This window comes from Propionivibrio sp. (genome assembly GCF_049316945.1).
Taxonomy (GTDB): domain Bacteria; phylum Pseudomonadota; class Gammaproteobacteria; order Burkholderiales; family Rhodocyclaceae; genus Propionivibrio.
In genome coordinates this window covers 1-14,394 of the sequence record NZ_JBMOJE010000008.1, presented here as the reverse complement: position 1 = coordinate 14,394, position 14,394 = coordinate 1, and the positions used below count along the sequence as shown (strand labels likewise).

Sequence of the window (14,394 nt, the reverse complement as noted above, 5' to 3'; positions counted from 1 at the left end):
TTTCGCGCCGCAGTCGGACTGAAGTCCGACCTGCAATAACCTGCTAAACCTGCAGCGCCAGATTACCACTGCGCCCGGCGATCTCGCCGTTGATCACGCGCTGGCGCGGCAAATCGGCGGTGTCGAGCGAGGAGAACAGTTCGTGGCAACTCGCCAGGCGATAGCCTTGTTCCTGCCAGCCTTGCAGCAGGCGTTCGAACGTTGCTGCCAGACGCATTCCTTCCAGTTCGGCATGCAAGGTATAAACGTGCGACTGTTTCTGCCCGACAGTAAGCTTGAGCAGGTGTTGATGCACGTTCTCTGCGCTCAAGCCATCGAGGCCGATCAGTTCATCGAGCGTCGGCAGGGTGGTCGGCAACTGGGGGACGCCGAGGTCTGCGCCATGTTCATCGACCGGCTGGAATGGATGCGCGCCGCGAACATCGGACGCATAGTCAAGGCCCAACTCGCGCTCGAAGGCATAGGCGGCGTCATTCATCTGCCAACCTGCGGCGCCGTGCGTGCGAGCCGGAACGCCGAAGACTTCCTGGAAGCGCTCGGCGGCCCGGTGCATTTCGCGCTGCGTCCAGGCCGCGCTTTGCCCGGCCACATGATCCTGCCAGCGGATGTGATCCCAGCAGTGAATCCCCACCTCATGGCCGGCATCGCGCACCGAGCGCAACAGCGCGGCTTCACGGCGGCCGATGTCCGGCCCCGGCAGCAGGGTGCCGTAAAGCAGGGTGCGCAGTCCGTAATGTTCGACCACCGAGGTGCGCGACACCTTCTGCAGAAAGCCCTTGCGAAAGACCCGCTTGATGGCCCGCCCGGTATGGTCCGGCCCGAGGCTGAACAGGAAGGTGGCGTGCGCCTGGTGCCGTTGCAGGATGTCGAGCAAGCGCGGAACGCCTTCACGGGTGCCGCGCCAGGTATCAACGTCGATCTTGAGGGCGAGCCGCTTGCAGCTCACTTAATTCACCAACTCCCTGGCATTGGCAACCTGGCTGCGGTAGTAGTCGAAGATTTCCTTGAGCGCATCGCTCATGGTCACGACCGGAGACCAGTCCAGGTCGCGCCGGGTATTGGTAATCTTCGGCACCCGGTTTTGCACGTCCTGATAACCCTTGCCGTAATACTCGCCGGAAGTGGTTTCCACCACGGTCACCTTGGCCAGGCCTTCGGCGTACTCGGGATAATTCCTGGCCAGTTCCAGCATCATGGTGGCCAGTTCACGAACCGAGTAGTTGTTATCCGGGTTGCCAATATTGAAAATCTGGCCGCTGGCGATGCCGTTCTTGTTCTCGATGATCTTCATCAGCGCGTTGATTCCGTCATCGATGTAAGTGAACGCCCGCTTCTGGTTGCCGCCATCGACCAGCTTGATGGTTTCGCCGCGCACGATATGGCCAAAGAATTGCGTGATCACGCGGCTGGAGCCTTCCTTCGGAGTATGGATCGAATCGAGGCCGCCGCCAATCCAGTTGAACGGACGGAACAGGGTGTAATTCAGCCCTTCCTGCTGGCCGTAGGCGGCAATCACGCGATCGAGCAACTGCTTGGAGCAGGCATAGATCCAGCGCGGCTTGTTGATCGGGCCGTAGACCAGCTCCGAGTTTTCCGGATCGAATTCGCTGTCCTTGCACATGCCGTACACCTCTGAGGTGGACGGGAACACCACGTGCTTCTTGTATTTCACACACCATTTGATGATCGGCAGGTTGGCTTCGAAATCGAGCTGAAAAACGCTCAGCGGGGCCTGAACATAGGTCGCTGGGGTGGCGATCGCGACCAGTGGCAGCACGACATCACACTTCTTGACGTGATATTCGATCCACTCCTGGTTGATCATGATGTCGCCCTCGAAGAAGTGGAAACGCGGATTGGCCGCAAATTCACCGACCTTGTCGGCATACATGTCCATGCCGAAAACGTCCCAGTCGGTCGTTTCCAGAATGCGTTTGGTCAGGTGATGGCCAATAAAGCCGTTCACGCCAAGGATCAGGACTTTTTTCATGGGTAATATCCGTTAGTTAAGCAGTTAAACCACGAAGAACACGACGTAGGGGCACGGCGCGCCGTGCCTTGGGCACGGCGCGCCCCTACGGAGCAATGAATCTCATCCCATCCGGCAGACCTCTATCGTCAAGCGCACTCAAGGGGGCACCGGACAATTCGGCTTCCAGTAGCTGCAGGATGCCGCCGCCGGCGGGATGTATTTCAATGCGGCCTGCGCAGCACAGCAACTTGCCGCTGGCCGCACTCACGCCCAGGTCAGCAACGACCCGGGTACGCCACAACACCAGCCGACCGGCCGGCAAATCGCTGAATGCGCCGGGATAGGGCCGGGTTACGGCGCGCACCAGGTTGTGGATCTGGCGGGCATTCTGTTGCCAGTCGATGCGGCCATCTTCCGGTCGACGGCCGCCAAAGTAGGCGCCTTGCGACAAATCCTGCTGGCGCGGCTCCACCGTGCCGGCAATCAGTTTCGGCAGTGTCCGGTAGAGGCACAGCTCGGCCGCCACCGTCACCTTTTCAAAGACCTCCTGCGCCGTGTCGTCGGGCAGGATGGGTACGGCGAACTGGTCGATGATCGGGCCATTGTCCGGTTTGACATTCATCTGGTGCAGCGTGGCACCGGTTTCCCGTTCGCCACACAACACCGCCCAGTTTACCGGCGCACGCCCACGATAATGCGGCAGCAGCGAACCGTGCATGTTGTAGGCGCCAAGCCGAGCCGCTTGCAGCAGCGGCGCTTTGAGCATCTGCCGGTAGTAAAAGCTGAACAGGAAATCCGCATCCAGTGCCGCCACTTGGGCCTCGACCTCGGGCGTATTCGGGCTGGCCGGGGTAATGCACTGGATGCCGTTTTCCAGGCAAACCTGGCGTACCGAGCCGAACCAGAGATTTTCCGCCGGGTCATCCTCGTGCGTCACGACCAGTCGCACATCGACGCCACCGGCCAGCAATACCCGCAGGCAGCGAATGCCTACGTTGTGATAGGCGAAGACAACGGCGCTGCTCATTCCCGGTTTTCCTTGTTTTGCAAAATGGCGGCAATCAGGTAACGGGGGCGTTCGCGCACCTCCTGGTAAATCCGCCCGATGTATTCGCCCAGCATGCCGATCCCGAACAGGGCAATGCCGAGCAGGAAGAAGGCAATCGCAAACAGGGTGAACAGACCGCCTTCCTCGGGCCCGAGAAACACGCGGCGCGCCAGCAAATACGCGACCAGCAAGCCCGAGCCCAGTGAAACCAGCATGCCCAGCATTGAGAACAGTTGCAGGGGAACGAGCGAAAACCCGGTCATCAGGTCGAAATTGAGCCGGATCAGACTGTACAGGGAGTATTTCGACTCGCCAGCATGGCGCTCTTCGTGGCCGATAATCACCTCGGTCGGATTTTGCGAAAATGAATAGGCCAGCGCCGGGATGAAGGTGTTCATCTCGTTGCACTGGTTGATGGTGTCGATAATGTGCCGGCTGTAGGCGCGCATCATGCAGCCCTGATCGGTCATGTGGATACGCGTAATACGTTCGCGCAGACGGTTCATGGCGCGGCTGGCCACTCGGCGCCACCAGCTGTCATTGCGCTGGCGACGGATCGAGCCGACATAGTCGTATCCCTTGTCCATCTCGGCCAGCAGCAGATGGATGTCTTCTGGCGGATTCTGCAGGTCCGCATCGAGAGTGACGATGCATTCGCCACGCGCATGAGCAAACCCGGCCAGAATCGCTCGATGCTGGCCAAAATTGCCATTGAACAGAATCACCCGTGTCACTTCCGGGCGAGCATGATATTGCCCTGACAGAATGGCCGCCGACTTGTCGCGGCTGCCGTCGTTGATGAAGATGATTTCATAGCTCAGGTTCAAAGCATCCAGCGCCTTGTAAAGCCGGTCAAACAAAGCCTCCAGCGTGGCTTCTTCGTTAAAAACCGGAATCACAACCGTCAGTTTCGGAGCGCTCATGCTTTTTCCTCAGCTGTACCCAGATGACCCATCGCCACGGCCAGCGCCGATGCGACACGCTCTACATCCGCGTCCTGCATGGCCGGAAAGAGCGGCAAGGTCAGAATGCGGGCAGCCACCGACTCGGTGTGCGGCAGCTTGGCCGTATCCAGCCCCAGTTCCCTGTACAGCGACGTCTTGTGGATTGCCGGGTAGTGTACTCCGGCGGCGATGCCGGATTCGCGCAGCAGGCGGATGAGTTCGCCACGCTGGCCGGCCAGCGTGGCCGGCAACAGCACCTGGAACATGTGCCAGTTGCTGCATTCGAAGTCGGCCGGCGGCAAATCCAGGGACAATCCAGCCAACAGGGGAAAATACAGGCGAGCCAGTTCACGCCGGCGCCGGTTGAACTGGTCAAGCCGCTTCAACTGACCCAGACCAATGGCCGCGCCGATGTCGGTCAGATTGGCTTTACCCCCGAGGAGGTCGCAGTCGTAAGTGCCATCGGCGCAACGGGTCACCCCTTGCAGCCGCAGTTTTTCAAAGTGGCGGGCTTCCAGTTCCGAATTCATGACCAGGCAGCCGCCTTCGCCGGTGGTCATGTTCTTGTTCGGGTGGAAGCTGAAGGCTACCAGATCGCCAAAGCTGCCCAGTTCCCGCCCATGCCAGCGCGCTCCTTGCGACTGCGCGGCATCCTCTATCACGCGCAGCCCGTGTCGCCCGGCCAGGTCGTACAGCCGGTCGCGATCAACCGGAAAGCCGGCCAGATCGACCGGGATGATGGCGCGGGTACGCCCGCTAATGGAGGCCTCGGCCTGCGCGAGGTCAATCAGCCGGGTTACGGGATCGATATCGACAAAGACCGGCGTGGCGCCAACCGCCAGAATCACATTGGCCGTCGCCACCCAACTGAGCGAAGTGGTAATGACTTCGTCGCCGGGCTGAACCCCGGCGATACGCAGTGCAAATTCGAGAGCCGCCGTCGCCGAACTGACCAGCCGGACCGGACGCCCGCCCGCGCGCAGCGACAAGGCCGCTTCGAGTTCGCGGCACTTGGGGCCGGTGGTCAGCCAGCCGGAGCGCAGAACATCGGCCACCGCGGCGATGGTTTCTTCATCGATGTCCGGCCGGGTAAAAGGCAATAAATCCATGGGCTCAGCTTCTCGCAACGATAATGACGCCGACAATGATCACGGCGATCCCGGCCAGCCGCTGGGGCCCGACCGCTTCGCCGAACAGGAACCAGGCCAGCCCGGCATTGACCACATAGCCAATCGACAGCATCGGATAGGCGATGCTGACATCGACGCGCGACAAGGCCAGAATCCAGACCACCACACTGACTACATAGCAGCACAAGCCGCCGAGAATGGGCGGATTGGTCGCCAGGGCACTGGCGACCGGCCAGGTATTTTCCAGGGAAAATTCGAAATGCCCGAATTGGCGCACCCCCGCCTTGAGCAGCAACTGGGCAAAGGCATTCAATAAAACCCCGAACAGAATCAACCCGAATTCCAGCAGCTTCATGGCTTGATCACCACCATGCGGCGGACATCCTGATACACCGGTTTCATTGACACCCCCTGCTGCTGTAGGTCATGGAAAATTCGCTCATCGAGCATGGCCATGGCGTGTGGAGCAGCCTGCCAACGCTCAATGAACTCGCCCACGGTCGGTATGGATTTGTTCGGCTCGACCCTCTGCCCGAAAGCAAACTCATCCCGATAATCGACCAGAATCACCGGCCGCTGCAGATAAAACGGAAAGGTCTGCTCATAATTGCGCACGGAAAAAATTTCCATATCCGGGCGAAGATAAGGCCTGACCTGTTCAACAACCCTTTTGCTGCTTTTGATCTGCCCGAATTCATCATAGCCGGCGCTGCCTATCAGCACGCCCCACAGGCTTCCGGCAACCAATAGCATGACAGCAGGCAAAGTTCGCTCGCTGGAGAGAAAATGCCAGGCCAGCGCAGCACACAACAAGAACCCGGCGCCGCCCACCGCGAGATAAATTGCAAGATGCTGCAGGAGCGGCAAGGTTGCACCGGACGACGCAAAGCGATCCGTAAACGGGTAGGCGCAGGCAACCATCGCCCATATAACTACCGGAACAAGCAAATGCTTTTTCAGCTCTGCCGGCCTGGCGCGCGCCAGTGTCTGGCCCAGCAACAAAGCCAGGGCAGGAAACATGGGCAGAATGTAGGAAGGCAGTTTGGAGTTCGATCTGCTGAAAAAAGCAAAAACAAAGATGGCCCAGATCAGCAAGAACCTTTCAACCTGAAATGCTGACCCCTGCCGACGCGGCCAGGCCTCGCGGATCAGGCGTGGCAGCAGGGAGGTCCAGGGCAAAAAACCCACCAGCAAAATCGGTACAAAATACCAGAACGGTTCTACACGGCGATGCGCGGTCGTCAAAAAGCGCTCGAAGTGCTCTTCAATGAAGAAGAAGTGCGCAAAACCCGGATTTCGTTCCGAAACCAGCCAGAACCAGGGCGCGGACAACAGAAGAAAAATTGCCATGCCCGGCAGCCATTGCATTCGTCGCCACACCGCCCATTGCCAGTTGATCAGGCTGTAGATCACCAGAACGGAGCCCGGGATCAGCAAGCCGATCAATCCCTTTGACAAGGTCGCACCGGCCATCGCCGCCCACGCCACCCACATGCCATATCGCCTTTCCCTTGGTGAAGCACTGTCCTGCTGCGCCCAGAGGAATGCACAAAGCGTCAGCGTCAGGAAAAACATCACTCCCGTATCCAGCGTCAGCAAATGACTATTGGCCACCACCCAGAATGATCCGGCCATGACCAGCGCCGCATAGTGCCCGGACGGCTCACTCGTCCATAAGCGGCGAGCCGTCAGTCCCACCGTCAATACGGACAGCATGCCAGTCAGCCCGGGCCAGAAGCGGGCGGCAAATTCGTTGATGCCGAAGGCCATGAAACTGAGTGCGCCCATCCAGTACTGTAAAGCCGGCTTTTCAAAATAGAGAATGCCATTCAGGCGCGGCGTAATCCAGTCACCACTCTGGAGCATGCCCAAAGCCAGCTCGGCATAGCGGCCTTCATCCGGATGAATCAAGGCTCTCTGCCCCAGCGTGGCAAACCAGAAAATAACGAGAATCGCCCAGAACAATACAAAAAGATTTTTTGGCAACTGGCCAGGATTTTTCAGCACAACGGGAAACCCGTTGCAAAAAGGCGACTCATCGGCTCTCGGAAATCTCTTCCAGGAACATTTCTTCTAATTTTCAAGAAAAACATCTCCAGGCTTGGCCGACCCATACCAACCCAGCAACGCGGATTCTTGCGGTGCAACATCGGCCGAACCCCAATGGGCAAAGTCGGCTTCGACAATCGGCGTATACGGGCCGTGCTTGACTTCAAAAATCACCCCGCCTTCATCCAGGGACAATACGGCATGCCATTGCCCGGCTGGCGTTTCAATTACAGCCGCCTCCTCCCCCAGAACTGCACGCTGGGTGACGATGCCGGCATCGTCAAAATACAGGACGATAAAGCGCCCACGCAAAGGAATGAGCAACTCCCAGGTATGTGGATGGCGGTGCGGACGAATCAGCGTATCCGGCTCCATCGCAATGGCCAGCCGCTGGATTGGGTCGGCCAGCGTTTCATGCAGGTTCAGATTAGCGCGGCGGCGTGGCGAAGCCTTTGCTGCCTTGATGAGTTCAATGAGCCGGGAAGCAGCGATTTGTTTCATTTGACCTGGTCACAGAGATTGTTCGAGTTTATTTCAGCCCGACATTTTACCCTGTTGTGCTCATCAGCCTCGGATTTTGAGGCCTCCCGAATTGTCATGCGCTGTGGCTGCATCTAACCGACCGAAGCCATCGACCTGCAATCCAGCAAGGCCTTGGCTCCCGGTTCAAAGGCTGTGAAAAAAATGCCTATACACCTACCGCAGAGGCGCTAAGGCGCAGAGAAAACGCGGAGAAAGCGTTCTGTTTTTAAAGCTTTTCTCTGCGAAACCTCTGCGCCTCCGCGCCTCTGCGGTGGATTCTTGATATTTTCACAACCTCTCGGCATTTTTCCTCGTTTGGTGCGCACCCGCACAATAGTGGTGCATCGCGCTTCACCAACAGACTGAAAACCCGGCCTTTCCGGGGAGATTTCGTTTGGCATGCTTTCTGCTGATAGGTAATCAGACCCACTGCACCGGCGGAAATCATGAGCATAAATTTTTACAATGAAATGTACGACGCGGCAGGCGCCCTGCGGCCGCATTACAGCGCCTATGCCGACTGGCTGGCGGCTACTTCACCCGAGCGAATCGCACGCAAGCGCGCCGAAGCCGATATCGCCTTTCATCGTGTCGGCATCACCTTTGCCGTTTATGGCGAGGAGTCGTCGCAGGATGAAGGCAAGGAACGGCTGATCCCCTTCGACATCATTCCACGCATCATTCCCGCAGCCGAATGGCAGGCGCTTCAGGCTGGCCTGCGCCAGCGCGTGAAGGCGCTCAATGCCTTCCTGCACGACATCTACCACGGCCAGGAAATCCTTGCTGCCGGCCTCATCCCGCGCGAACATGTGCTGGACAATGCGCAGTTCCGTCCGGAAATGATGGGCGTCGATGTGCCGGCCGGCATCTATGCCCATATTGCCGGCGTCGACCTGGTCCGGGCTGGCGCGGGTGAATACTACGTGCTGGAAGACAACCTGCGCGTGCCATCGGGCGTGTCCTACATGATCGAGGACCGCAAGATGATGATGCGGCTGTTCCCCGAACTGTTCTCGCGGCACAAGGTGGCTCCGGTCCAGCATTACCCGGACATGCTGCTGGAAAACCTGCGCACCGTTGCGCCGCAGGGTGTTGCCAATCCGACCGTCGTGCTGCTCACGCCGGGCGCCTACAACAGCGCCTATTTCGAGCACACCTTCCTGGCGCAGCAGATGGGCATCGAACTGGTCGAAGGACGCGATCTGTTCGCCAAGGACGATACGGTTTACATGCGCACCACGCAGGGACCGCAGCGGGTCGACGTAATCTACCGCCGGCTCGACGACGACTTTCTCGATCCGCTCGCCTTCCGCAAGGATTCCATGCTCGGCGTTCCCGGCCTGCTCTCGGCCTACCGGGCCGGACAGGTGACACTGGCCAACGCCATTGGCACCGGGGTCGCCGACGATAAATCGATCTACCCTTACGTGCCGGAAATGGTGCGCTTCTACTTGGGCGAGGAGTCGCTGCTCAACAACGTGCCGACCTGGATGCTGCGAAAACCGGATGACCTTAAGTACGCGCTTGAGCACCTGCCCGAACTGGTGGTCAAGGAAGTACACGGCGCCGGCGGCTACGGGATGCTGATCGGCCCGGCCTCGACCAGAAAGGAAATCGAGCGTTTCCGGGCGCGCATCATCGCCGAACCGGAGAAGTACATCGCCCAGCCGACGCTGGCGCTGTCCAACTGCCCGACCTTTGTCGAGTCAGGCGTGGCGCCGCGTCACCTCGACCTGCGCCCCTTCGTCCTCTCCGGAAAAAACATCGACATGGTGCCCGGCGGCCTCACGCGCGTGGCATTGAACGAAGGATCGCTGGTCGTCAACTCGTCGCAGGGCGGCGGGACCAAAGACACCTGGGTGCTGGAAAACTAAGGCAGGGAGAACTGAAATGCTAAGCCGCACCGCCGATCACCTTTACTGGATGGCACGCTTTACCGAGCGCGCCGAAAACCTCGCCCGCCTGCTTGACGTCACGCACCAGATGTCGCTGGTTCCGCAATCGGTTACTGCCGAAAACCAGAACTGGGGCGCCATCCTGGCGCTGAACAGCCTGGAGAAGGCTTTTTCCGACGCCTACGACGAAGTGAATGCCGAGAACGTGTTGCGCTTCATGGTATCGGATGCGAAAAATCCATCGTCGATCTACAGTTGCCTGCGCTCGGCGCGCGAGAATGCCCACGCCGTGCGCGGCACGCTGACCGCCGAAACGTGGGAAAGCTGCAATGCCACCTGGATCGAGTTGCGCGAGCAGAAATTCGAGCAGATCCTCTCGGCCGGCATTGGCGAATTCTTCGACTGGGTCAAACTGCGTTCAGCCGTGACGCGCGGCGTCACCTTCGGCACCATGCTGCAGGATGAAGCGCTGCATTTCATTCGCCTCGGCGGATTGATCGAGCGCGGTGACAACACGGCACGCATTCTCGACGTGAAATACCACGTGCTGCGTACCAACGGCGATGAAGGCACCACCGACTTCTACCAGTGGGGAGCGCTGTTGCGCTCGCTGTCGGCCTTCGAGGTCTATCGCAAGGTTTATCGCGACGTGATCACCCCGGCCCGCGTTGCCGAACTGCTGATGCTGCGCAAGGATATGCCACGCTCGCTGCACGCCTGCACCGGCGGCATCGTGCGCGTACTGAATGCGATTACCAACGCCCAATCGGCCGAAACCGAGCGCTGCGCCGGCGTGCTCTACTCACATATTCATTACGCGCGCATCGACAACGTTCTGGCGCAAGGCTTGCATTCATACCTCGCCGACTTCATGGATCGCATCTACGATCTCGGCGAAGGCATCGGCCGCGACTTCCTCATGCCAGCGGCTTGAGGCGCGGAGACAGGCCTCAGGCACCATGCTTAACACCCACCGCAGAGGCGCAGAGCCGCAGAGTTTTCGCAGAGAAAACCTTTAAAAACAATGGGGTTACTCTGCGTTTCCTCTGCGCCTCCGCGCCTCTGCGGTGGGCTTTTTATATTTTCACGACCCCTCAGCCGAGCAGCACCAGCACGGTGACAAGCCAGCCGCCAAACGCGCCCAGCAGGTGGAAATCCTGCAGCAGGGCGGCGGCCGGATCACCGCCACCACCCTGACGGTGCAGCAGGAAGAGATAGCGGAAAATGCCGTACATGACGAAAGGTACGGTGTAGATCAGGCTCGTGGTGCCGTGCATGGCGACCGTTTCGGCGCTCGCCGTGTACAGGCTGTAAGTAACGATGGCGCCAGCCGCGCAAATGCTGATCAGTTTGTCGAGCAACACCGGGTCGTAATCATCCAGCACTTGACGGTGGCTGCCGCCACGACCGGCCATTGCATTCAACTCGGCACGCCGTTTGGAAAAGCCGAGAAAGAGCGTCAGCATCAGGCCGCAGAGCAGCAGCCAGTGCGACGGCGCGATACCGACACCGAGCGTGCCGGCGAGAATGCGCAGCATGAAACCCGCCGCAATGATGAACACGTCGAGCAACACGAAATGCTTCAGGCCCATCGAATAGCCCACATTGAGCACGCCATAAACCAGCACGATAAGCAGTACCGTAGTTGACGCGGCGTACGCCAGCAGCAGCGCCGACAGCATGCAGGCGCCGGCCAGCAGCAGCGCCTGCGTCACACTCACCGTGCCGGCCGCCAGCGGGCGCTTGCACTTCTCGGGATGCTCCCGGTCGCGTTCGCGGTCGGCCAGATCGTTGATCACATAGATCGCCGAAGCGGCCAGAGAAAAGGCGGCGGCGGCGAACAGAACGCTGTGCACCAGCAGCACATCCTGCCAGGCGTGACCGAACAGCAGCCCGACGAAGACGAAACCGCTTTTGATCCACTGATGCGGGCGCAGCAGTTTGAGGTAGGGCCGTATTCCGCTCATTGTTCGTTCATTTCCGGGAAATAGCGTTCGCAAAACGCGCAGCCACGTTGCGGCAGCCACGCCGGGATGCGGTAGAAGCGATCGCGAATGCGGGTCAACACTTTGTCATGATACACGGCGTAATTGAAGCGCTGCCCGAGCAAGATGTAATAGCGCGTACCGTACAGCTCGAATTCGCGTGAATCGACATGGTTGAAGAAGGCGGCGTATTCGTCCATTTTCGGCTCGCTCTTGCGCAGAATCAACACATTGCGCCCGTCCTGCGCCCGCCAGTCGGTGATGAAATCGTCCTGCCGCGCATGAAAGGAACCTTCGCCGAAAACGGCAAAGGGACGCCGGGCGTGATAGGCCAGGGTGGCCGCCGGAGAATAGCCGTCCATGGCGAAGAGGTAATCACTGGCGTATGGCTGCAAATTCGCCAGCAGCTCGTCGGCGTGTACGGTCAGCACGATGCCGTCGTAGAGCCTGTTGTTCTTCCAGGTTTGCATTGGCAGAGCAGCAATCACCACGATTGCCAGCACATGCAGGACAGCAAACACCGCCGACCATCTCAGCAATCTTGCCAGAACGGCCAGCGGCAACACGCTGGCGGCCAGCACGGCCAGCAGCGGAACGAAGGAAACCAGCCAGTGCAGCCCGACCGACCGCCCCAGCGACATCAGGGCCAACAGTGCCAAAGGAATCAGCATGAGCCAGAAGACGGCGCCGGTTTCTCGATTCTCGCGCACGGCTTGAACCACCTTCTTCCTCTGCCGGCAGAGTTCAAACAATACCCACGGCGTTGCCAGATAGACGAGCGAAGCCAGATACTGCAAGGGGTTGTTCAGCGACAAACCGGCTGACTGATGACGATTCATGAAATTGAAAAGAATGTTTACCCAGCAGTGGCTGCTGTTCCACCACAGGTTGTACAACGGCGCCGGCAATGCGGCGACGAGCAACAGCGCAAACCCCGCCCAGCGAGCAGCATCGCGCCGGATGAAAAGCACATGCGCCAGATAGGCGATGCCGAGCAAGGCGGCGAAATATTTGCCGAGGAAAGCCAGGCCAAGCAGCGCTCCGGCAACGGCATGCCAGACCAGCACACGACGTGATCGAGGATCAGCACGCAAGGCCGCCACATAAGCCAGCAGCGAAAGCATGGTAAACAGGATCACCGGCGTATCGGTGGTGATCAGCACGTTCCACACATTGACCGGCTGCAGCAGAATGAGTAGCGCCGCCATGCGCGCACGCTCGCTACCGTGCGGACGCACCAGCCACCAGCCACCCCCGGCCAGAATCAGGGGTAATACCAGTACCGGCAGGCGCAGAAACCATTCATCACGGGAAATGCTCAGCAGTCCGCTCAACCACCAGCCGACCATCGGCGGGTGATCGTAATATCCGCCGGCCGGGTGTTCGCCCCAAAAAACGAAATAGGCCTCGTCGCCGGTCATTGGCAAGGCGCCGGCGAACCACAGGCGAAAGACAACCAGCACCAGCAGCCAGAACCAGGACATACGGTCCGGCGAAAAACGCAACTCTTTCAACACGGAGTGCACAGAGACACAGAGAGCACGGAGAATATTCCATGAGGTTTTTCGTTTTGCTTCTCTCTGTGAACTCTGTGCCTCTGCGCACTCTGTCCCCCGAGGGGATTTCCGTTAGGGCACGTTGAAAGCGCTTCGAACATTACTGCGCCGCCTTGACCAGGCGGCGAGCGCGCACACCCTGCGCCAGGATTTCCAGGACGGTGACCGAGTCCTCCCATCCGAGGCAGGCATCGGTAATGCTCTTGCCGTATTCGAGCGGCTTGTCGGGCACCAGATTCTGGCGCCCTTCGACGAGGTGCGACTCGACCATTGCGCCAAAGATACGCTCCTCGCCAGCCGCCAGTTGCGCCGCGACATCCCTGGCCACCGCAAGCTGCCGCTTGAAGTCCTTGCTGGAGTTGGCATGCGAGAAGTCGACCATCAGGCGTGCGGCCAGTGCGGCCGAGGCAATCTCTTTGGCGGCGGCATCGACATGGGCGGCGTCGAAATTGGGCTCTTTTCCGCCGCGCAGGATGACATGGCAATCCTCGTTGCCCGACGTGGACACAATTGCCGAGTGTCCGGCTTTCGTCACCGAAAGAAAATGGTGCGGCGACTGCGCGGCGCGAATGGCATCGATGGCAATCCGTACGTTGCCATCCGTTCCGTTCTTGAAGCCGACCGGACACGACAGGCCCGAGGCCAGTTCGCGGTGCACCTGTGATTCGGTGGTACGCGCCCCGATGGCGCCCCACGCGATCAGATCGGCAGTGTATTGCGGCATGATGGTATCGAGGAACTCGGTGGCGCAAGGCAACCCCAGGTCGTTTATTTCGAGCAGCAGGCGACGCGCCAGACGCACGCCCTCATTGATGCGAAAGCTGTTGTCCATGCGCGGGTCGTTGATCAGCCCCTTCCAGCCCACCGTCGTACGCGGTTTCTCGAAATAGACGCGCATCACGATCAGCAGATCCTTCTCGAAACGCGGCACTTCGTTCTGCAAGCGCCTGGCGTAATCGATGGCCAATTCGACATGGTGAATCGAGCAGGGGCCAATCACCACCAGCAGACGGTCGTCGGCACCATGCAGAATGCGGTGTATCGCCTGGCGCGCGCTATAGGTTGTCTGCGCCGCCTGGACCCCGACGGGAAATTCGCGGAAAACGTGCGCCGGCGGCATCAACTCCTTGATTTCCCTGATACGCAGGTCATCGGTATTCGGCTTGCTTGGCAGACTCATGAAACTTCCTCTGGCGGAATAACTGGTCGTAAAGGGGCCGATTTTACTCGAAGATAATGTTTAACCTAAAAACCGCAGTTCAAACCACGGCGACAGCGCGAAGCCTCCCTGCA

13 protein-coding genes are annotated in these 14,394 nt (G+C 59.4%); 2 read left to right on the top strand and 11 right to left on the bottom strand.

From position 1 onward, the window contains the following. Positions 1-43: 43 nt before the first annotated feature. From ACOYNV_RS03295 to ACOYNV_RS03260, 8 genes are all read right to left on the bottom strand, one after another. A complete protein-coding gene (locus ACOYNV_RS03295) occupies positions 44-946 on the bottom strand; it encodes a polysaccharide deacetylase family protein (RefSeq protein WP_422898316.1) in 903 nt (300 codons plus the stop codon). Further along, positions 947-1,990, bottom strand: coding sequence for a bifunctional UDP-4-keto-pentose/UDP-xylose synthase (locus tag ACOYNV_RS03290; protein ID WP_422898315.1), 1,044 nt, complete (start codon positions 1,988-1,990; stop codon positions 947-949). 85 nt (positions 1,991-2,075) lie between these two features. Next, positions 2,076-2,999: a formyltransferase gene (locus ACOYNV_RS03285; protein WP_422898314.1), complete on the bottom strand. Its 924-nt coding sequence runs from the start codon at positions 2,997-2,999 to the stop codon at positions 2,076-2,078. Next, on the bottom strand, positions 2,996-3,943 hold the full coding sequence (locus ACOYNV_RS03280; protein ID WP_422898313.1) for a glycosyltransferase: 948 nt from the start codon (positions 3,941-3,943) through the stop codon (positions 2,996-2,998). Before ACOYNV_RS03280 ends, ACOYNV_RS03285 begins: the two co-directional genes overlap by 4 nt. Continuing rightward, positions 3,940-5,073: a DegT/DnrJ/EryC1/StrS family aminotransferase gene (locus ACOYNV_RS03275; RefSeq protein WP_422898312.1), complete on the bottom strand. Its 1,134-nt coding sequence runs from the start codon at positions 5,071-5,073 to the stop codon at positions 3,940-3,942. Before ACOYNV_RS03275 ends, ACOYNV_RS03280 begins: the two co-directional genes overlap by 4 nt. A 4-nt stretch (positions 5,074-5,077) precedes the next feature. Beyond that, entirely contained in the window at positions 5,078-5,449 is a 372-nt protein-coding gene (locus ACOYNV_RS03270) for an SMR family transporter (protein WP_422898311.1), read from the bottom strand. After that, positions 5,446-7,101, bottom strand: coding sequence for a phospholipid carrier-dependent glycosyltransferase (locus ACOYNV_RS03265; RefSeq protein ID WP_422898310.1), 1,656 nt, complete (start codon positions 7,099-7,101; stop codon positions 5,446-5,448). Before ACOYNV_RS03265 ends, ACOYNV_RS03270 begins: the two co-directional genes overlap by 4 nt. A gap of 66 nt (positions 7,102-7,167) precedes the next feature. Beyond that, positions 7,168-7,644: a WbuC family cupin fold metalloprotein gene (locus tag ACOYNV_RS03260; RefSeq protein ID WP_422898309.1), complete on the bottom strand. Its 477-nt coding sequence runs from the start codon at positions 7,642-7,644 to the stop codon at positions 7,168-7,170. A gap of 467 nt (positions 7,645-8,111) precedes the next feature. On the opposite strand from ACOYNV_RS03260, the gene ACOYNV_RS03255 reads away from it, so the two are divergent. Together ACOYNV_RS03255 and ACOYNV_RS03250 are read left to right on the top strand one after the other, a co-directional pair. Then, the gene (locus ACOYNV_RS03255) at positions 8,112-9,539 is read left to right on the top strand and encodes a circularly permuted type 2 ATP-grasp protein (protein ID WP_422898308.1); all 1,428 of its coding nucleotides are present in this window, start codon (positions 8,112-8,114) and stop codon (positions 9,537-9,539) included. 16 nt (positions 9,540-9,555) lie between these two features. After that, entirely contained in the window at positions 9,556-10,494 is a 939-nt protein-coding gene (locus tag ACOYNV_RS03250) for an alpha-E domain-containing protein (protein ID WP_422898307.1), read from the top strand. A gap of 160 nt (positions 10,495-10,654) precedes the next feature. On the opposite strand, the gene ACOYNV_RS03245 is transcribed toward ACOYNV_RS03250, so the two are convergent. The 3 genes from ACOYNV_RS03245 to aroG all read right to left on the bottom strand — a co-directional run bounded on the left by ACOYNV_RS03245 (position 10,655) and on the right by aroG (position 14,281). Then, positions 10,655-11,527, bottom strand: a complete 873-nt coding sequence (locus ACOYNV_RS03245; protein ID WP_422898306.1) for a decaprenyl-phosphate phosphoribosyltransferase — start codon at positions 11,525-11,527, stop codon at positions 10,655-10,657. Continuing rightward, complete coding sequence (locus tag ACOYNV_RS03240; protein ID WP_422898305.1) at positions 11,524-13,029, bottom strand: ArnT family glycosyltransferase; 1,506 nt, start codon at positions 13,027-13,029, stop codon at positions 11,524-11,526. Before ACOYNV_RS03240 ends, ACOYNV_RS03245 begins: the two co-directional genes overlap by 4 nt. 172 nt (positions 13,030-13,201) lie before the next feature. Continuing rightward, complete coding sequence (gene aroG / locus ACOYNV_RS03235; RefSeq protein WP_422898304.1) at positions 13,202-14,281, bottom strand: 3-deoxy-7-phosphoheptulonate synthase AroG; 1,080 nt, start codon at positions 14,279-14,281, stop codon at positions 13,202-13,204. Between the last annotated feature and the right edge of the window lie 113 nt (positions 14,282-14,394).

Excerpts from the sequence above, each read along its gene's own strand:
- ACOYNV_RS03270 (WP_422898311.1), bottom strand. The coding sequence starts at position 5,449 with ATGAAGCTGCTGGAATTCGGGTTGATTCTGTTCGGGGTTTTATTGAAT.
- aroG (WP_422898304.1), bottom strand. The coding sequence starts at position 14,281 with ATGAGTCTGCCAAGCAAGCCGAATACCGATGACCTGCGTATCAGGGAA.
- ACOYNV_RS03250 (WP_422898307.1), top strand. The coding sequence starts at position 9,556 with ATGCTAAGCCGCACCGCCGATCACCTTTACTGGATGGCACGCTTTACC.
- ACOYNV_RS03275 (WP_422898312.1), bottom strand. The coding sequence starts at position 5,073 with ATGGATTTATTGCCTTTTACCCGGCCGGACATCGATGAAGAAACCATC.
- ACOYNV_RS03255 (WP_422898308.1), top strand. The coding sequence starts at position 8,112 with ATGAGCATAAATTTTTACAATGAAATGTACGACGCGGCAGGCGCCCTG.
- ACOYNV_RS03280 (WP_422898313.1), bottom strand. The coding sequence starts at position 3,943 with ATGAGCGCTCCGAAACTGACGGTTGTGATTCCGGTTTTTAACGAAGAA.
- ACOYNV_RS03240 (WP_422898305.1), bottom strand. The coding sequence starts at position 13,029 with ATGTCCTGGTTCTGGCTGCTGGTGCTGGTTGTCTTTCGCCTGTGGTTC.
- ACOYNV_RS03285 (WP_422898314.1), bottom strand. The coding sequence starts at position 2,999 with ATGAGCAGCGCCGTTGTCTTCGCCTATCACAACGTAGGCATTCGCTGC.
- ACOYNV_RS03260 (WP_422898309.1), bottom strand. The coding sequence starts at position 7,644 with ATGAAACAAATCGCTGCTTCCCGGCTCATTGAACTCATCAAGGCAGCA.
- ACOYNV_RS03290 (WP_422898315.1), bottom strand. The coding sequence starts at position 1,990 with ATGAAAAAAGTCCTGATCCTTGGCGTGAACGGCTTTATTGGCCATCAC.
- ACOYNV_RS03245 (WP_422898306.1), bottom strand. The coding sequence starts at position 11,527 with ATGAGCGGAATACGGCCCTACCTCAAACTGCTGCGCCCGCATCAGTGG.